Origin of the sequence: Bacteroides faecichinchillae JCM 17102 (assembly GCF_000614145.1) — a bacterium.
GTDB lineage: Bacteria > Bacteroidota > Bacteroidia > Bacteroidales > Bacteroidaceae > Bacteroides > Bacteroides faecichinchillae.
The window spans coordinates 123,054-141,029 of sequence record NZ_BAKK01000003.1; the positions used below are offsets into that span (position 1 = coordinate 123,054).

At 35.8% G+C, this 17,976-nt stretch carries 17 protein-coding genes and 2 pseudogenes; 12 read left to right on the forward strand and 7 right to left on the reverse strand.

All coding sequences use genetic code 11. The annotated features are described in order from the left end of the window. The first annotated feature begins 172 nt into the window (after positions 1–172). Positions 173–2,442, forward strand: a pseudogene (locus tag JCM17102_RS25890) (monovalent cation:proton antiporter family protein). Positions 2,443–2,493: 51 nt separating this feature from the next. After that, on the forward strand, positions 2,494–2,919 hold the full coding sequence (locus JCM17102_RS02525; protein ID WP_025073848.1) for an HIT family protein: 426 nt from the start codon (positions 2,494–2,496) through the stop codon (positions 2,917–2,919). Between the two features lie 125 nt (positions 2,920–3,044). Here the strand turns inward: JCM17102_RS02525 and JCM17102_RS02530 are convergent, their stop codons facing one another. The 4 genes from JCM17102_RS02530 to JCM17102_RS02545 all read right to left on the reverse strand — a co-directional run bounded on the left by JCM17102_RS02530 (position 3,045) and on the right by JCM17102_RS02545 (position 5,336). Further along, the gene (locus JCM17102_RS02530; RefSeq protein WP_025073849.1) at positions 3,045–3,467 is read right to left on the reverse strand and encodes an RNA-binding S4 domain-containing protein; all 423 of its coding nucleotides are present in this window, start codon (positions 3,465–3,467) and stop codon (positions 3,045–3,047) included. A 43-nt stretch (positions 3,468–3,510) separates the two neighbouring features. Further along, positions 3,511–4,077 carry an aminoacyl-tRNA hydrolase gene (pth, locus tag JCM17102_RS02535; RefSeq protein WP_025073850.1) on the reverse strand — a complete coding sequence of 189 codons (567 nt, stop codon included), beginning with the start codon at positions 4,075–4,077 and terminating at the stop codon, positions 3,511–3,513. Between the two features lie 139 nt (positions 4,078–4,216). Further along, a complete protein-coding gene (locus tag JCM17102_RS02540; RefSeq protein WP_025073851.1) occupies positions 4,217–4,807 on the reverse strand; it encodes a 50S ribosomal protein L25/general stress protein Ctc in 591 nt (196 codons plus the stop codon). A 136-nt stretch (positions 4,808–4,943) separates the two neighbouring features. Then, positions 4,944–5,336, reverse strand: a complete 393-nt coding sequence (locus JCM17102_RS02545; RefSeq protein ID WP_025073852.1) for a PUR family DNA/RNA-binding protein — start codon at positions 5,334–5,336, stop codon at positions 4,944–4,946. Between the two features lie 168 nt (positions 5,337–5,504). On the opposite strand from JCM17102_RS02545, the gene nusB reads away from it, so the two are divergent. From nusB to JCM17102_RS29435, 6 genes are all read left to right on the forward strand, one after another. After that, positions 5,505–6,431, forward strand: coding sequence for a transcription antitermination factor NusB (gene nusB / locus JCM17102_RS02550; protein WP_025073853.1), 927 nt, complete (start codon positions 5,505–5,507; stop codon positions 6,429–6,431). A 41-nt stretch (positions 6,432–6,472) separates the two neighbouring features. Further along, a complete protein-coding gene (gene yajC / locus JCM17102_RS02555; protein WP_025073854.1) occupies positions 6,473–6,787 on the forward strand; it encodes a preprotein translocase subunit YajC in 315 nt (104 codons plus the stop codon). 20 nt (positions 6,788–6,807) lie between these two features. Beyond that, complete coding sequence (locus JCM17102_RS02560; protein WP_025073855.1) at positions 6,808–7,821, forward strand: CdaR family protein; 1,014 nt, start codon at positions 6,808–6,810, stop codon at positions 7,819–7,821. Beyond that, positions 7,811–8,425, forward strand: a complete 615-nt coding sequence (coaE, locus tag JCM17102_RS02565; RefSeq protein WP_025073856.1) for a dephospho-CoA kinase — start codon at positions 7,811–7,813, stop codon at positions 8,423–8,425. Before JCM17102_RS02560 ends, coaE begins: the two co-directional genes overlap by 11 nt. Positions 8,426–8,449: 24 nt before the next feature. Then, the gene (locus JCM17102_RS02570) at positions 8,450–8,881 is read left to right on the forward strand and encodes a DUF5606 family protein (protein WP_025073857.1); all 432 of its coding nucleotides are present in this window, start codon (positions 8,450–8,452) and stop codon (positions 8,879–8,881) included. A gap of 473 nt (positions 8,882–9,354) precedes the next feature. Then, positions 9,355–9,597: a hypothetical protein gene (locus JCM17102_RS29435; protein WP_073349354.1), complete on the forward strand. Its 243-nt coding sequence runs from the start codon at positions 9,355–9,357 to the stop codon at positions 9,595–9,597. 56 nt (positions 9,598–9,653) lie between these two features. On the opposite strand, the gene clpB is transcribed toward JCM17102_RS29435, so the two are convergent. Then, on the reverse strand, positions 9,654–12,242 hold the full coding sequence (gene clpB / locus JCM17102_RS02575; RefSeq protein ID WP_025073858.1) for an ATP-dependent chaperone ClpB: 2,589 nt from the start codon (positions 12,240–12,242) through the stop codon (positions 9,654–9,656). 383 nt (positions 12,243–12,625) lie between these two features. Here clpB and JCM17102_RS02580 point away from each other — a divergent pair, with 383 nt between their 5' ends. From JCM17102_RS02580 to JCM17102_RS02595, 4 genes and pseudogenes are all read left to right on the forward strand, one after another. Next, positions 12,626–13,213 (forward strand): DUF6621 family protein, encoded by a 588-nt coding sequence (locus JCM17102_RS02580; RefSeq protein WP_025073859.1) that lies wholly within the window; start codon positions 12,626–12,628, stop codon positions 13,211–13,213. Positions 13,214–13,255: 42 nt separating this feature from the next. Next, positions 13,256–14,153: pseudogene (locus tag JCM17102_RS25895) on the forward strand (LysR substrate-binding domain-containing protein). A gap of 50 nt (positions 14,154–14,203) precedes the next feature. Further along, positions 14,204–14,578 carry a YccF domain-containing protein gene (locus JCM17102_RS02590; RefSeq protein WP_025073860.1) on the forward strand — a complete coding sequence of 125 codons (375 nt, stop codon included), beginning with the start codon at positions 14,204–14,206 and terminating at the stop codon, positions 14,576–14,578. A 112-nt stretch (positions 14,579–14,690) separates the two neighbouring features. Next, complete coding sequence (locus JCM17102_RS02595; RefSeq protein WP_025073861.1) at positions 14,691–15,683, forward strand: YeiH family protein; 993 nt, start codon at positions 14,691–14,693, stop codon at positions 15,681–15,683. A 66-nt stretch (positions 15,684–15,749) separates the two neighbouring features. Here the strand turns inward: JCM17102_RS02595 and JCM17102_RS28780 are convergent, their stop codons facing one another. Together JCM17102_RS28780 and JCM17102_RS25900 are read right to left on the reverse strand one after the other, a co-directional pair. Then, positions 15,750–16,160: a helix-turn-helix domain-containing protein gene (locus JCM17102_RS28780; RefSeq protein ID WP_148302034.1), complete on the reverse strand. Its 411-nt coding sequence runs from the start codon at positions 16,158–16,160 to the stop codon at positions 15,750–15,752. Continuing rightward, on the reverse strand, positions 16,099–17,646 hold the full coding sequence (locus tag JCM17102_RS25900; protein WP_051572684.1) for an ATP-binding response regulator: 1,548 nt from the start codon (positions 17,644–17,646) through the stop codon (positions 16,099–16,101). Before JCM17102_RS25900 ends, JCM17102_RS28780 begins: the two co-directional genes overlap by 62 nt. Positions 17,647–17,976: the final 330 nt, after the last annotated feature.

A 17,976-nucleotide genomic window follows, 5' to 3' on the forward strand; every position in this document is an offset into this window, starting at 1 on the left:
ATAATGTAGGTTTTTAGCTTTAAAAGGGTTTAATAAATCTATGTTATTCACGTCATTCATGTTTTGAAGTAAATGATCATACATTCTGATATTCATTAACAGTAAATATATCCTTAAATGTTGTTTATACCATAGATTTATTCTAATTTTGTCAGCAAATTAAGATAAATCGATGTCTCAATTACCTACACTTATAGCTGATCTGGCACTGATATTAATCTGTGCAGGTATCATGACTTTGCTATTTAAAAAATTAAAGCAACCCCTGGTATTAGGTATGTAGTAGCTGGTTTTCTGGCAAGTCCGCATATGCCATACACCCCTTCAGTGATGGATACTGCTAATATTAAAACATGGGCAGATATAGGTGTTATCTTCTTATTATTTGCACTTGGATTGGAATTTAGCTTTAAGAAGATTGTCAAGGTTGGAGGTTCTGCTGTAATCGCTGCATGTACTATTATCTTTTGTATGATTCTGCTAGGGATAGGTGTCGGTATGGGTTTTGGCTGGCATCGTATGGATTGTCTTTTCTTAGGTGGTATGATCGCCATGTCGTCTACTACAATTATTTATAAAGCTTTTGATGATTTAGGATTTAGGAAGAAACAGTTTACCGGGCTTGTCTTGAGTATTCTGATTCTGGAAGATATTCTCGCCATTGTATTAATGGTTATGCTTTCCACTATGGCTGTGAGTCATAACTTTGAAGGGACTGAAATGCTGGAAAGTATCGGTAAATTATTATTCTTCCTCATCTTATGGTTTGTAGTGGGTATCTATCTGATTCCGGAGTTCCTAAAGCGTTGCAGGAAATTGATGGGAGAGGAGACGTTACTTATCGTTTCGTTGGCACTTTGCTTTGGAATGGTGGTTATGGCTGCTCATACAGGATTTTCTGCAGCATTTGGAGCTTTTATAATGGGATCTATTTTAGCTGAAACGATTGAGGCCGAATCCATAGATCGTTTAGTAAAACCGGTGAAAGATCTTTTCGGGGCAATTTTTTTCGTGTCGGTAGGTATGATGGTAAATCCTGCAATGATTGTGGAATATGCTGTGCCTATTATTGTGATAACAATTGCTGTTATTTTGGGACAGGCTACCTTTGGAACTTTCGGAGTGATTCTTTCAGGAAAGTCTTTGAAGACAGCAATGCAGTGTGGTTTTAGTTTAACACAGATTGGTGAGTTTGCTTTTATTATTGCTTCTTTGGGAGTCTCTTTGCATGTGACGAGTGAGTTTTTGTATCCTATTGTAGTAGCAGTTTCTGTTATAACTACTTTTCTGACTCCTTATATGATTCGTTTTGCAGAACCGGCTTTTACTTTTGTGGATGCTCATCTTCCTGCATCTTGGCGAAAGATGTTATTACGTTATACTGGTTCACAGACGGCAATGAATCATGATAATCTGTGGAAAAAATTATTATTGGCGATAATACGAATCACTGTTGTTTATTCAATAGTCAGTATATCTGTTATTGCACTCTCTTTCCGTTTTGTGATTCCGTTTTTTAAGGAAAACTTGCCTCCATTTTGGGCTTCATTGCTCGGTGCGGTATTTATTATACTTTTTATTTCACCTTTCCTGCGTGCTATTATGGTGAAGAAAAATCATTCAGTAGAATTTATGACTCTATGGCATGATAGCCGGGCTAATCGTGCACCATTGGTTGCTACGATTGTTATTCGGGTGATGATAGCGGTATTATTTGTCATTTTTATTATTTCAGGTTTATTTAAAGCCTCTATCGGATTGATAATTGGTGTGGCTGTATTGGTAGTACTACTTATGGTATGGTCTCGCCGTTTGAAAAAACAGTCCATTTTGATTGAACGACGCTTTTTTCAAAATTTGCGTTCTCGGGATGTTCGTGCGGAGTATTTGGGGGAGAAGAAACCGGAATATGCGGGGCGTTTATTGTCTCATGATTTACATTTAGCGGATTTGGAGATTCCTGGAGAATCATCTTGGGCTGGAAAGACTTTGATGGAGCTAAATCTGGGGAAAAGATATGGAGTACATGTTGCTTCTATTCTTCGAGGGAGAAGGAGAATTAATATACCCGGTGGTGCCGAACGTTTGTTTCCATTGGATAAGATACAAGTAATTGGAACGGATGAGCAACTGAATAAATTCAGTGAAGATATGCAAAATGGTGCGAAGATTGACTGGCAGGTATATGAGCAGAGTGAAATGAGTTTGAAACAGTTCATTGTTGATACTGATTCTATTTTTTTAGGTAAGACTATTCGCGAGTCTGGAATCCGTGATAAATACCGGTGTATGATTGTAGGGGTGGAACGAGAGGATGGAACATTAGTTACACCGGATGTAAATGTACCGTTTGAGGAAGGTGATGTGGTATGGGTAGTAGGTGAGAAAGAAGATGTCTACCAATTAGTAAATCAAAAAGATGAAAAATTACAAGTAGGATAAAAGTAGTAGAACTACTTTTATTTATTTACTGAAACATAAAATAATAATAATATGAAGAGCGATCCGAAAGAATGTCTGTATTGCCAGAACAACGAGATGTTATATAATCTGATGATTGAGATTGCACAGTTGAGTGTGTCACGTGTGTTTTTATTTAAAGAACAAACCTATCGTGGACGTTGTCTTGTTGCTTACAAAGATCATGTGAACGATTTAAATGAATTGAGTGATGAAGAACGTAATGCTTTTATGGCAGATGTAGTTCGCGTAACTCGAGCTATGCAGAAGGCTTTCCTACCGGAAAAGATAAATTATGGTGCTTACTCTGATAAACTGTCTCATCTGCATTTCCATTTGGCTCCAAAGTATATAGGCGGACCAGATTATGGAAGTACATTTCAAATGAATCCAGGAAAGGTTTATTTGACAGATGCTGAGTATCAAGAATTAATTGATGCTTTGAAAGCTAATTTGTAATCTTTTGAGAGAATCATAAGAATGGCAAAATTTACTTTTGCCATCTTCTTTTTTATTTTGTGGATCTTTGATAAGTAAAAAGTTGCTGATCATTAACTCCTCTCGGAAGTTGTCGTGGAGAAACTTTAATCTGCGCTATCAAAATCAAATTCAAAATCGAAGTCGTATATAAATTCCGGAGTCGTGAATTCTTCTAGGTTTCGACGATCTTTCTTAGTAGGACGTCCTGTTCCACGTGCACGATCTATAAATCCGCTTATTTTACTCATCTCTAACAATTCATATTGGTCGGGAGTTGTTACATTCTCCATCATTTCCGGTACGAGCTTTGCACCGACACGTTTCTCGATGGTTTGTAAAACTTTGAAAGAATAAGTGATAGGTGGCTTTTTTACTTGTATCACATCACCGGGCTTTATCATTCGGGCTGCTTTTATTTGTGAACCGTTCATAGTGACACGACCTTTCTTGCAAGCTTCAGCTGCAATTGTACGAGTTTTGAAGATTCGTACAGCCCACATCCATTTATCTATTCTTGCTTCAGCCATAATGTTAATTGCAAAATTAAAAGTTTGTTAATAAATCAAATGGTTACTTCTTGTTGAACTGGTTCATTGTAATATCAATGCCGGCAAGACAGAAACTTTTGATAATTTCTCCTGCTGTTTCTAAACGTTCATTCATTATTTTCCAATCGTCATCGGTAAAATGTCCGAGTACATAATCTACTTGTCCTCCTCGAGGGAAATCATTTCCGATGCCAAAACGCAGACGGGCATAATTTTGTGTGCCCAAAGTTGCAGCAATGTGTTTCAGACCATTGTGTCCTGCATCGCTTCCTTTTCCTTTTAAGCGTAAGGTTCCGAAGGGCAACGCTAAATCGTCCACTATTACTAACACATTCTCCAATGGAATGTTTTCTTTCTGCATCCAATAGCGTAAAGCTAATCCACTTAGGTTCATGAAAGTTGAAGGCTTAAGGAGGATTAATTGGCGACCTTTAACGGAGAAACTTGTAGTAAAACCATAACGTCTATCAATAAAAGGAGGAGCGTTATTGATTTTGGCTAATGCATCTACCGTCATGAATCCGATATTGTGTCGGGTTTCATGATATTCGGGACCAATGTTTCCTAAACCTACAATTAGATATTTTATCATTACTTTTTCTAAAGAAGATAGTTCTTAAATATAAAAGAGAAACGCAGATTAACACAAACTAATGCAGACTGAACATCTGCTTTAATCTGCATTAATCTGCGTTTCGTTATATCTCTGTTATAGGGATAATCTCAAATTACTTGCCTGCCGTAGCAGCTGCACCTCTTGCTGCACGAGTTAATTTAACTGCACATACAACGGCTTCTTTAGCACTGATCAGTTCAAGACCTTCAAAGCTCAATTCACCAACTTTCACTGTTTTACCTAAGCCCAAATGAGAAACGTTGATAGTAAGTTTTTCAGGGATAATGTTGTATAGAGCTTTCACTTTGATCTTTCGCATCTGCAAAGCCAATTTACCACCGGCTTTCACACCTTCTGCAAGACCTTCTAATTGTACAGGAACTTCCATAACGATAGGTTTAGCTTCGTTGATTTGATAGAAGTCTACATGCAGGATAGTATCCTTTACTGGATGGAATTGGATATCTTTCATAATAGCGTTTACTTTTTTGCCATTGATAACCAAGTCTACTACGTAGATATGCGGAGTGTAAACTAAGTTACGAAGATTGTCGCTAGTTACTGTAAAGTGAATAACTTCATCACCTCCGTATAGTACACAAGGTACACCACCATTACTACGAATTTCTTTCAGAGCTCTTGCTTGTTCTGAAGAGCGTTCTGCAATTGTTCTTGCAGTTCCTTTTACTTCAATTGATTTCATTTCTTAAAAAGTTGTGTTACTCTAAATTAAGTTAGTTTGCTTAATTCACCATCACACGATGTGGATTATCACACGATGTTGCAAAAAAGCGGTGCAAAAGTACGATTTCTTTTTGAAATATCAAAGAGTTATTTACTTAAAAGTCAATATCAATCTTAATTTCATTGTCCAGTTTCTCATCTTTCACCTCTTCCAAAAGAATATCTTGCTGTTCCGATTCATTCATTAAACAATCAGAGTCATTAGTCTGATGAAGATTAATGAAGTCAATAGCTTGTGTTAATCCTAATGTGAACTTTTCAAAATCCTCCTTGTACAAGAAGATCTTGTGCTTCTCAAAACTAACCTGGGAATCATCCCCTTCTCCCATTACCACTTTTTTACTTTCTGTGATAGCCAGAAACATCTCGTCTTTACGGTTTTTCTTTACGTCGAGATAGTAAATGCGCTTACCTGCTTTAATAGATTTGGAGAAAACGATCTCCTTATCATTCATGTCTGCACCCATTTTCTTTTTTAAGTCTTCCATATCTTTCTGTCCATTTATAATCGGCTTCAAAATTGGATATTTTTTTTAAACTGTCAAAAGAAAAAGAGCAGAGAATGAAATACTGCATTAAAAAATGTGATTTATTAGTGGAAACTCATTAAAAATATCTACTTTTGCAGTTCGATAATAACAGTATTAATTAGAATTATGATCAACAGAGTTCTTATTCGTCTTAAGATTATACAGATCGTGTATGCCTATTATCAGAATGGCAGCAAAAATCTAGACTCAGCGGAGAAAGAGTTATTCTTTAGTCTTTCAAAGGCGTATGACCTTTACAACTATTTGCTAATGCTGATGATAGCATTAACAGAGTATGCACAAAAACGTATCGATACGGCAAAAGCTAAACTTGCACCTACTAGAGAAGAGTTGTATCCTAACATGAAGTTTGTAGAAAACAAGTTTATTTCACAATTGGAAGTAAATAAACAATTAACGGAATTTATTGCCAATCAGAAAAGAACTTGGGCTAATGATCAGGATTTCATCAAAGAGCTTTATGAGAAGATTGTAGAATCCGATATATACAAGGATTATATGGCATCTGATGATAAATCTTACGAAAGTGACCGTGAATTGTGGAGAAAGCTTTATAAAACATATATATTTAATAATGAATCTCTCGATCAGGTTTTGGAAGACCAGAGTCTCTATTGGAATGATGATAAAGAAATAGTAGACACATTTGTTTTGAAAACAATCAAACGATTTGAAGAGAAGAGGGGCGCTAACCAAGAATTACTTCCTGAATTTAAGGATGATGAAGACCAGGAATTTGCACGTCGTTTATTCCGTCGTACCATTTTGAATTCAGATTATTACCGCCATCTTATTAGCGAAAATACAAAGAACTGGGATTTGGATCGTATTGCATTTATGGATATCATTATTATGCAGACTGCTTTGGCAGAAATTTTAAGTTTTCCGAACATTCCGGTCAGTGTTTCGTTAAATGAATATGTAGAGATTGCAAAGTTGTATAGTACAGCGAAGAGCGGTAGTTTTATCAACGGCACTCTTGATGGAATAGTTAATCAATTGAAAAAAGAAGGTAAGTTGAGTAAAAACTAATACCTTTGTCCATATAATAGAAACTAAAAAACTGATTATTTATGAATTTATTGACTGTATTTATGCAAGCTCCAGCTGCGGCAGGAGGTGGAAGTATGATGTGGATCATGTTAATAGCAATGTTTGTTATCATGTATTTCTTTATGATCCGTCCTCAAAATAAGAAGCAGAAAGAAATAGCTAACTTCCGTAAATCTCTTCAGGTAAATCAGCAAGTGATTACTGCTGGTGGCATTCATGGAACAATTAAAGAGATTAATGATGATCATGTAGTCCTTGAAATTGCTCCTAACGTAAAGATTAAAATAGATAAGAATTCTATTTTTGCTGATGCTTCGGCTGCTCAGCCTAAATAAAGATTAGTAAATAAATGTCTATGTTAGATCGTAGGAAAATACGATATGCATATTTAAAACAATCTAAGAGAATTAAGAATTTCTTGCTTAGTGATAAGAGCAGGGAGTTCTTAATTTTTTTGTTTTTCTTTCTGATAGCCGGCGGGTTCTGGTTGCTTCAAACATTGAATAATGATTATGAAACAGAATTCTCAATTCCGGTTCGGATAAAAGACATTCCCAACAATGTGGTGCTAACTTCGGAGCCTCCTTCCGAACTTCGTGTTCGGGTGAAGGATAAAGGAACTGTACTTTTAAATTATATGTTAGGAAAAAGTTTCTTTCCTATAAATTTGAACTTTGCTGATTATAAAGGAAAGGATAATCATGTGAAGATTCCGGCAGCAAAGTTTGAGAAAAAGATTATTAGTCAATTAAGTGTGTCTTCTAAGGTCCTTTCAGTGAAGCCTGATACATTGGATTATATTTATTCAACGGGTAAATCTAAAGTAGTTCCAGTGCGTTTTCAAGGAAATGTAACGGCCGGTCTTCAATATTATGTATCTGATACGATTTGTACTCCCGATTCTGTATTAGCTTATGCTCCAGCGGCAATATTGGATACAGTGACGGCTGCCTATATTCGTGGTGTAGATCTGGAAAATATATCAGATACGATTAGACAGCAAGTAGCTTTGGCTACAGTGAGAGGGGTGAAGTTTGTTCCTAATATGGTTGAACTGACTTTCCCTGTGGATATTTATACCGAAAAAACAGTAGAAGTCCCATTACATGGAGTTAATTTCCCAGCAGATAAAGTGCTAAGGGCTTTTCCTTCTAAAGTTCAGATTACATTCAAAGTAGGCATGAAGAGTTTTTTGAGTGTAAAAGAAAGTGATTTTGTGATAAATGTCTCCTATGAAGAACTACTAAAATTAGGCTCGGATAAATATACGGTTAAGCTGAAGTCATTTCCTCGTGGAATCAGTCAGATACGTATTGTGCCCGAACAAGTTGATTTTTTGATCGAACAAGTTTCTACTGATGGCAATTAAGATTGGTATTACCGGTGGTATAGGTAGTGGAAAAAGTGTGGTTTCCAGATTGTTGGAAATAATGGGAATTCCCGTTTATATTTCTGATGTGGAAGCAAAGCGTATTACTCTTACTAATGTAATCGTTCGTCGTGAACTTTGTACGTTGGTTGGACAGGAAATTTATCAAGAAGGAGAATTAAACCGTTCTTTGTTAGCAACTTATATGTTTGGTCACCCAGAACGTATAAAGGAAGTGAATGAAATTATACATCCTAGGGTAAAAGAAGATTTTCAGCAATGGAGTGCCTGTTTTGGCGCAGATAAAATCGTAGGTATAGAGTCTGCCATACTTGTGGAAGCCGGGTTTAGAGATGTAGTGGATTTTCTGGTAATGGTATATGCGCCTTTAGAAACAAGAATAGAACGTGCTGTTAAACGCGATAGCACTTCAAAAGAGTTGATAATGAAGCGTATTGAGTCACAAATGAGCGATCATTCCAAGCGGGAACAAGCTGATTTTGTGATTCTGAACGATGGTGAAGCGCCTTTAGTCCCACAGGTTTTAGAACTTATTTCTTTGCTTTCTAAAAATAATCATTACCTTTGCTCCGCAAAAAAATAATTAATTAACAAAAGAATATATACTATGTTGAAGACTATCTTGTCTATCTCCGGAAAACCGGGATTGTACAAACTTATTTCGCAAGGAAAAAATATGTTGATTGTAGAATCAATCAGTGCTGATAAGAAACGTTTTCCCGCCTATGGTAATGAGAAAATTATTTCGTTGGCAGATATAGCAATGTACACTAATGATGCAGAAGTACCTTTGTGCAATGTATTGGATTCTATGAAAACAAAAGAGAATGCTGCGGTTGCTACTATTGATCCAAAGAAAGCTACTTCAGAACAGTTGCGCGAATATATGGCAGAAGTATTGCCTGACTTCGATCGTGATCGGGTGCACATAGCTGATATCAAAAAACTGATTTCTTGGTATAATCTTTTGATATCAAATGGGATTACAGAATTCAAGGCAGAAACAGAGGCTGAGAAAGAAGAAGTTGTGGCGGAGTAATCTGCTAAATATAAATAATAACTAAAAGGGTGGTAACCATGTGAAATGGTTATCACCTTTTTACTTTTTTAAAGATGTGTTTTCAAACAAAAGGTTCTCTCTGCTGTTCTTCTGATTATCTTGTCTTTGCATGAATATTTTCAGGTTTCTCTAGTCAGAACCACTGTTTTTATTTATCTTTGTTGTGTTCATTCTTGCCGAGCGTCGGTAATGGATAAAGATAAGAATAAAGAATAAAAGCGTTTTTGGAATATTATTCTATACTTGGAATCTGGACAATTTCATGCTATTCAGGAATAATGAGACAGACGCTCATGCTCTGCTGTATATGCAAATATATAGTGTTGAGCGTGGGCTGTTGTACATTATTTGAATAGCGGCAGTCCAGAGCCTCAAGTATGATAATGACAGCAGTTCCCACGCTTTTTTATAATGAAGGCCTTCAAAGGGAACTGGAAGGTAAGATGTAGAGTATGCGGACAATTACGAATAAAGAGGCAAGTGTTTCACTTGATAATGAGACTTTATATGTGAGTGGCTTGTTGGTGGATACAATGCTGTTTTTGTATGATTCACAAGGGGAGTTATGTGGTAAGTGTAAGTTTACAATGCCTTCTGTTACCTTGACTATTCCCCAAAAAGGTGTGTATGTTTTGGTCATGAGTCATCCTAATTGCCAACCGGAAGTTAGAAGAATTGTATATTCGAATATATAAAAATGCCGATATACCTTTGAAGGTATACCGGCTATTTTTATGAAGTTAGATAAATTTTAGTTTCGGAACACTAGTCCGTCGCCACTAGTATCAACAATGATTGCCTTACTGCGATCAACTTCCTGAGACAATAATTTCTTTGACAAGTCGTTCAGTAAGTAGCGTTGAATAGCTCTTTTCACCGGACGGGCACCAAATTCTGGGTCATAACCAACTTTAGACAAGAAGTTTAGAGCGGCGTCTGTCATTTGAAGTTCTACTCCGTTTTCGGCAAGCATCTTCTGTACACTCTTGATTTGGAGAAGTACAATTTGCTTGATTTCTGGCTCTGTCAACGGTAAAAACATGATGGTTTCGTCGATACGGTTTAAGAATTCCGGACGAATGGTCTTTTTTAACATATTCATCACTTCCTTCTTTGTTTCTTCGATTACTTCTTCTTTATTTTCTCCATTCAATTTTTCCATCTGACTTTGTATATAGGAACTTCCCATATTTGAAGTCATGATAATGATGGTATTCTTGAAATTAACAACTCTACCTTTATTGTCAGTCAGTCGTCCGTCATCTAACACTTGCAAGAGAATGTTGAATACATCCGGATGCGCTTTTTCGATTTCATCAAATAGAACAACTGAGTAAGGTTTTCTACGAATTGCTTCAGTCAGTTGGCCACCTTCATCATACCCAACGTATCCCGGAGGCGCTCCAACCAAACGTGAAACACTATGTTTCTCCTGATACTCGCTCATATCAATTCGAGTCATCATAGACTCGTCGTCAAACAAGAACTCTGCCAATGCTTTAGCAAGTTCTGTTTTACCAACACCTGTCGTACCGAGGAAGATAAACGAACCGATCGGGCGTTTCGGATCCTGCAACCCTGCACGACTTCGACGCACTGCATCTGCAACAGCCTCAATGGCTTCATCCTGACCGATTACTCGTTTGTGGAGTTCTTCTTCCAGATGTAACAATTTGTCTTTTTCGCTTTGCATCATCTTGCTAACAGGAATACCCGTCCAACGTGAAACAACGTCAGCAATGTCTTCGGCATCTACTTCTTCCTTAATCATTGCCTTGTCACCTTGCATATCGTGTAACTTTTTCTGAGTATCCTCTATTTCTTTGTTTAGCTCCTGAAGTTTACCATAACGAATCTCAGCTACTTTTCCATAATCACCTTCGCGTTCAGCCTTATCCGCTTCGAATTTCATATTCTCAATTTGAATCTTATTCTGCTGAATCTTATCCATTAAAGTCTTTTCACTCTGCCATTTTGCTTTTTGAGACTTTTCCTGTTCTTTCAGTTCTGCCAATTCTTTGCCGATAATTTCAAGTTTAGGCTTGTCATTTTCTCGTTTGATGGCTTCGCGCTCGATTTCCAATTGCTTGATTTTACGTGAAATCTCATCCAATTCTTCCGGAACGGAATTTACTTCCATACGTAATTTGGCTGCTGCTTCATCCATCAAATCAATAGCTTTATCCGGCAAGAAACGATCTGTAATATAACGGCTACTCAGTTCTACAGCTGCGATGATAGCATCGTCTTTGATACGAACTTGATGGTGGTTTTCGTAACGTTCCTTTAAACCACGTAGGATAGAAATTGTACTTAAATTATCCGGTTCGTCTACTTGTACAATCTGGAAACGACGTTCCAAAGCTTTATCTTTTTCGAAATATTTCTGGTATTCATCCAAAGTGGTTGCACCGATAGAACGCAGCTCCCCACGTGCCAAAGCTGGTTTTAATATATTGGCAGCATCCATTGCTCCTTCACCTTTGCCTGCACCTACCAGCGTGTGAATCTCATCAATAAACAGAATGATGTCTCCTTCTGACTTTTTGACTTCATTGACTACTGATTTCAGTCGTTCTTCAAATTCACCTTTATATTTGGCACCTGCTACTAACGCTCCCATATCCAATGAATAAACCTGTTTGTTTTTCAGGTTTTCAGGAACATCACCCCGAAGAATTCGGTGTGCTAATCCTTCTACAATTGCAGTTTTACCCGTACCTGGTTCACCAATCAGAATCGGATTGTTTTTGGTGCGTCGGCTCAATATTTGAAGCACGCGACGTATCTCTTCGTCACGACCAATTACCGGATCTAATTTACCGCTACGAGCGGCTTCATTTAGATTTATAGCATATTTTTCCAGTGATTGATAAGTATCCTCGCTTGATTGAGAAGTCACTTTTTCCCCTTTTCTCAGTTCATTGATAGCATTACGAAGTTCGTTTTCCGTCATTCCTGCATCTTTTAGGATGGTGGAGACAGTACTTCTTACTTTTAGCAAGGCCATTAAAATGTGTTCTAATGAAACGAATTCATCACCCATTTCTTTGGAATACTGTGTTGCTCTTTGTAACACTTCGTTAGACTCACGACTAAGGTATGGTTCACCACCGGATATTTTAGGTAGTGAATCAATTTGTTTGTCTACTACTAAAGTTACCTGTTGGCCATTCATCCCTAGTTTTTGGAAGATAAAGTTTGTGACGTTCTCGCCTACTTTGATCACTCCGTACATGAGGTGAACAGGTTCAATAGCCTGTTGTCCCCGGCTTTGCACCAAGTTTACAGCTTCTTGAACTGCTTCTTGAGATTTGATGGTAAAATTGTTAAAATTCATATCGTTGTTCTCCTTTTTATTTCATGTTTCTAATAACACCTTAAAGGGCGCAAAAGATTTGCCAAGTAGGAAAATGCGACAGAATTTCATTTGTTATTAGAAGTTTAAAGACAAAATGACTTCTTTTAACTGGATGATACTGACGAATTTACTACAAGATGTTATTAGTATTTTAATATGTTTTCTAATAACTGTTTGTAACCGGACGTATATGTGGGACTTCCCGAGACGTACATGTGGGTAATCGCCAGACGTACATCTCGGTAGTACCCACATGTACGTCTAGGGAAACAAGTTATTTAATGAAAGAAAATGAACCTTGTAAGGCTTATAAATAAAAGGAATGTAGTATCTTTATCCGCTGTATCAATATAATAATGTATATGACTAATAAACCTCAAATAAAGCTTTCGGAAACTGTGGTATTAATAGATGCTGCTTTTTTGAATTTTGTGATTATGGATATGAAAAGGTACTTTGAAGAGACTCTGCAACGTACTTTGCAGGAAATAGACCTTTCTATGCTAACCACCTATCTGACTTTAGATGCAGGAATTGTTGAAGGAAAGAATGAGGTACAATTTCTTTTTGTTTACGATAAGGATTCTAATAAACTGCAAAATTGCCAACCTTCTGACCTGAAGAATGAATTGAATGGAGTTGCATTTCAAAGTCCATACGGCGAATATTTGTTTGCTAGTGTTCCTTCAGAAGGAATGGTTTCTAGAGAAGCTTTATTTCTGGATCTGTTATCTATTATTTCTGATTCGGCGGATGTGAAGAAAATGATTATTATTTCTTTCAATGAAGAGTATGGGGATAAGGTTACAACGGTTTTAAGTGAAGTAAAGGAGAAAGAGATTATTCAATTCCGAATGAATGAACCGCAAATACCTGTAGAGTATAAGTGGGATATGTTGGCTTTTCCTGTTATGCAAGCATTAGGTATTAGAGCTGACGAGTTACAATAGTTGGTTTCAGCTAAATTTTGAACAATTAAAATAGTTAGCTTAATGTCTGATTTTCGTTTAAAAGTATTTCTGAGTGTTGCGAAAAATTTGAGTTTTACAAAAGCTTCGCAAGAACTGTTTATAAGTCAGCCTGCTATTACTAAACATATTCAGGAGTTGGAAAATTTCTATCAGGTACGTTTGTTTGAGCGTCAGGGAAGTAAGATTCTATTGACTGAGGCGGGGAGACTGTTGTTAAAACACAGTGAGAAAATCATGGATGACTATAAGCAGTTGGAATATGAAATGCATTTATTACATAATGAATATATCGGTGAATTAAGATTAGGGGCTAGTACTACCATTGCTCAATATGTTCTTCCACCTTTATTGGCCAATTTTATTTCTCAGTTTCCTCAGATCAATTTATCTCTTTTAAATGGAAATTCTCGAGGGGTAGAAACAGCTTTGCAAGAACATCGAATTGATTTAGGATTAGTGGAAGGTATTTTTCGCTTGCCTAATTTGAAATATACACTTTTTTTTAAAAGATGAATTAGTGGCTGTTGTGCATAGTAATAGTAGATTAATAAAATCGGATGAAATAACTCCTCAGGATTTACTGAATATACCGTTAGTTTTACGCGAAAGAGGTTCCGGTACATTGGATGTATTTGAACGTGCTTTGTTGCAGCATAATCTTAAACTTTCTTCATTAAATGTTCTGATGTATCTTGGAAGTACAGAAAGTATTAAACTTTTTCTGGAACACACAGATTGTATGGGAATTGTTTCTATTCGTTCTGTTCATAAAGAACTGGTTACAGGTAGTTTGCGTGTTATTGAGATAAAAGAAATGTCTATGAATCGTGAATTTAATTTTGTTCAGTTGCAAGGGCAGGAAGGAGGATTATCTCAAGTCTTTATGAGATTTGCATCGCATCATAATAAAAATTTGTAGTTAGTTTATAGAACCTTTGTGAATATAACTTTTAAAAAATAAGGAAATATATGGGTTGTTTAATGAATATCTTGTGGCTACTGCTTGGTGGCATATTTACTGCAATAGAATATCTTATTGCAAGTTTACTGATGATGCTTACCATTATTGGTATTCCTTTCGGCATACAAACACTGAAGTTGGCAGGACTTGCATTATGGCCTTTTGGTAAAGAGGTAAGGAGTGGGGCACGTTCGGGTGGTTGTCTTTATATACTGATGAATATTTTATGGATATTTTTGGGAGGTATCTGGATTTGTCTTTCACACTTGGTTTTTGGGGCAATATTGTGTATTACTATTATTGGTATTCCTTTTGGTTTGCAACACTTTAAGTTGGCGGCGTTAGCATTGACACCTTTTGGTAAAGATATCGTTGAATCGTAACTAAAGAAATCGACTCGATAACTAAAAGTTATAATGTATAAGTAGAAACGATTAGCCGATTTGAATCATTTGCCATACCTTTGCACCCGGAAAACAAATTAAAGATAAAAATATGATTTCAACGGCTACAAAAACATTGCAGGCAAAAAATAAGATGATTTATGTTGTTCTGCTTTCTAGTTTAACTTTTTTCCTGTTTTTAGATTATATTCCGGGTTTACAGGCATGGTCGGCATGGGTGACTCCTCCGGTTGCTTTGTTCCTTGGACTTATATTTGCATTGACTTGCGGGCAGGCTCATCCGAAATTTAATAAGAAGACTTCTAAATATCTATTGCAATATTCTGTAGTGGGATTAGGATTCGGAATGAATCTCCATTCTGCTTTAGCTTCTGGTAAAGAGGGGATGGAATTTACTGTTATATCTGTGGTTGGCACATTAGTAATTGGATGGTTTATAGGACGTAAGTTTTTCAAAATAGATCGAAACACATCATATCTGATTAGTTCGGGAACTGCTATTTGTGGTGGTAGTGCCATTGCAGCAGTTGGTCCTGTATTGAGAGCAAAAGATAGTGAAATGTCAGTTGCATTAGGTACTATTTTTATTCTGAATGCAATTGCACTTTTTATTTTTCCGGCGATTGGGCATGCATTAAATATGACTGAACATCAGTTTGGTACTTGGGCAGCAATAGCTATACATGATACTAGCTCTGTTGTGGGTGCAGGAGCTGCTTATGGTGAAGAAGCATTGAAGGTAGCTACTACAATTAAATTGACTCGCGCTCTTTGGATTATTCCAATGGCATTTGCTACTTCTTTTATCTTTAAAAGCAAGGGACAGAAAATTAGTATTCCATGGTTTATCTTCTTTTTTATTTTGGCTATGGTAGTGAATACTTATTTATTGAATGGTGTTCCAGAATTGGGAGCTGCTATCAATGGAATTGCCCGTAAGACATTAACGATTACCATGTTTTTTATTGGTGCTTCTCTTTCTTTGGATGTACTGAAAGCTGTTGGTATCAAGCCACTTATACAAGGAATATTGTTGTGGATTGTAATCAGTATAAGTACACTTGCATATATTTATTTCGTATAAAACTTTGAAATCTATAAGATAAGAGGTCATTCTGAGATTACTGGAATGACCTCTTATTTGTTATTTTTATCCTAATGTATTTTTGAGAAGTCTTGTAGGAGAAACATGGTAGAAATCTTTAAACTTTTTACTGAAATATTTTGCGTCACAATAACCTAACATAGTCGAAATTTCTCCAATACTATAGGTTTGTTCCAATAAGTAAGCTCTTGCTTTTGCCATCTTATAAGTTAGCATATAGTTTGCAGGTGGTTTCCCAGTAATTTCTTTCATTTTGTTGTAAAATCCGGTACGACTCATACCCATATCTAACCCTAATATATCTACGTTATATTTTTCAGTCGAAAGATTCTTTTCAAGGAGCATTTCTACTTTTTTTAGGAATTGAGCATTTTCATCGTCTTTAATATCATCTTCAGGATGATTGACTAAAGTGGTGTTTGATAGTAGCTTTTTGATTTTGTTTTTGTTGAGCAATCCGCTTCTTTATTAGAATTTGAATGTCAGCTTGAAGTGCATAAATACTTACAGTACGTGGTTCTAATCGATCTGCTCCACTATTGATATATGTGAGATAGTTCTCACTAATGTTCTTGTTGAGTAATAAAATAATAGGAGTATCGAACATTTCAGTATTGGATTTTATTTGGGTGCAGAGATCATTTCCGTAAGTACCATTGACTATCTCATCTATAATAATAGTATCGGGACCTCTCTGGCAAGCAAAAGAATATACTTTATCGGGCTCCTCCAAAAGAGTTACTTGATAAAAGGATGTAAGTGCTTCGCATAAATAATCACTAAACTCTTTATCCGACACCACCAATAAAATATGTGGTAATTTACTAGCTTTCTGGATTAATTTTATTTGTTTTTCCGAGCTTGTATTAACCGGATAAATTACTTCATTGTTTCCCGTTTTTGACTTTTCTGATACCATGTGTTTCTTCATTTTGCAAGAACAGTGTATTGGGATTTGAATCTGAAAACAGATTGCTTTTCCATGTTTATTGCCACTTAATTTTCCACCATGTAGATGAACTATCTTTTTAATACTTCGTAGGCTACCACAACAATATACTGGCATTAGTACAGAATTTAATGAATTTGTATTTCTATTACCAATCTCATTATGCGCACAATTCGTTATTTTCATATTCCAGTAATCTTCTAGCTGTGATACTGTTATTTCAATGCAACCATTACAAGGAGTTACATCAATTATTTTGTTTAAAAGGCATTGCAAAGCTGCATTCATGACTGTTTCATTAATCTGGCATTTTATACAATTAAAGTCTTTGATTATCCTAAATTCTATTTGACGTGCATTGGCATAAATACGACATTGATTAGTGACAGTGTTTATAAAGGTAGATAGATCAGATTCATTATTTGACGTGTCAGGGTATATTTTTTCTTTTATTTTATCTAATGTAATAATATTCTGATGACAGTTTATTACATGATTAGTGTATCTGAGTATCTTCTTCATTTTCTTCGACGTAGATTCAGGCAGTTCATTGGAATCTATATCTTCTAATAACCTTTGTATTAATGATAATGGAGTTTGAGTTCTTTGAATAAGATACAATACGATTTCTAATTTCTCATTAGAAAATAACCTTTTGTTATGAAGCATTCTGTGGCGGGCCATCAGAGATATCAATAGACCAATGGTTATTCCTTCCAAAGAGTAGGCCCAAGAAGCTTGCCATAACAATGGGGGCGATATGAATTTTGATTGTTGTACGTGTGTTGTTGAATAATTGAAATAACTGTTATCTTCTAATTGATAGGGGGATTGTTTATAAGAAGAAATTGTTTGATGTGGATATAAAAATCCAACGATAAATAATAGAAACATGTTCATAGGTCTCATGTAATAATTTAAATGAAGGTTAAACAGCTTTTTTAGGGATAGACTAATTTTAGTGATATTCTTTCTATGAATTAAAAATACCATTGTTAATAGTCTTTCCGCTGCAAGTATAGAGCTTTTAATAGATCTCGATAGTATAATCTTTCAAAAAGTATGGGTAATATCTATCAATAAATTATTTAGTAGTTATTTGATACAGCCTTTTTGAAGAAATTATATTATAGTTGTAAATTATGACTATGCTAATTGCTTTATGTGTTCGGTCATATTTGTTCTGTTTTTCTTTTATGTTTATTTCCTTGAAATGTTGTTATTGGAAAATGAAGATGTTTTTAGCCTGGAATATAAGCTTGAATAATGAGTAGAAACATGAAAAGGCTAAAAGAGAAATGTTTTTGGGGGAGGAAAAAAGAT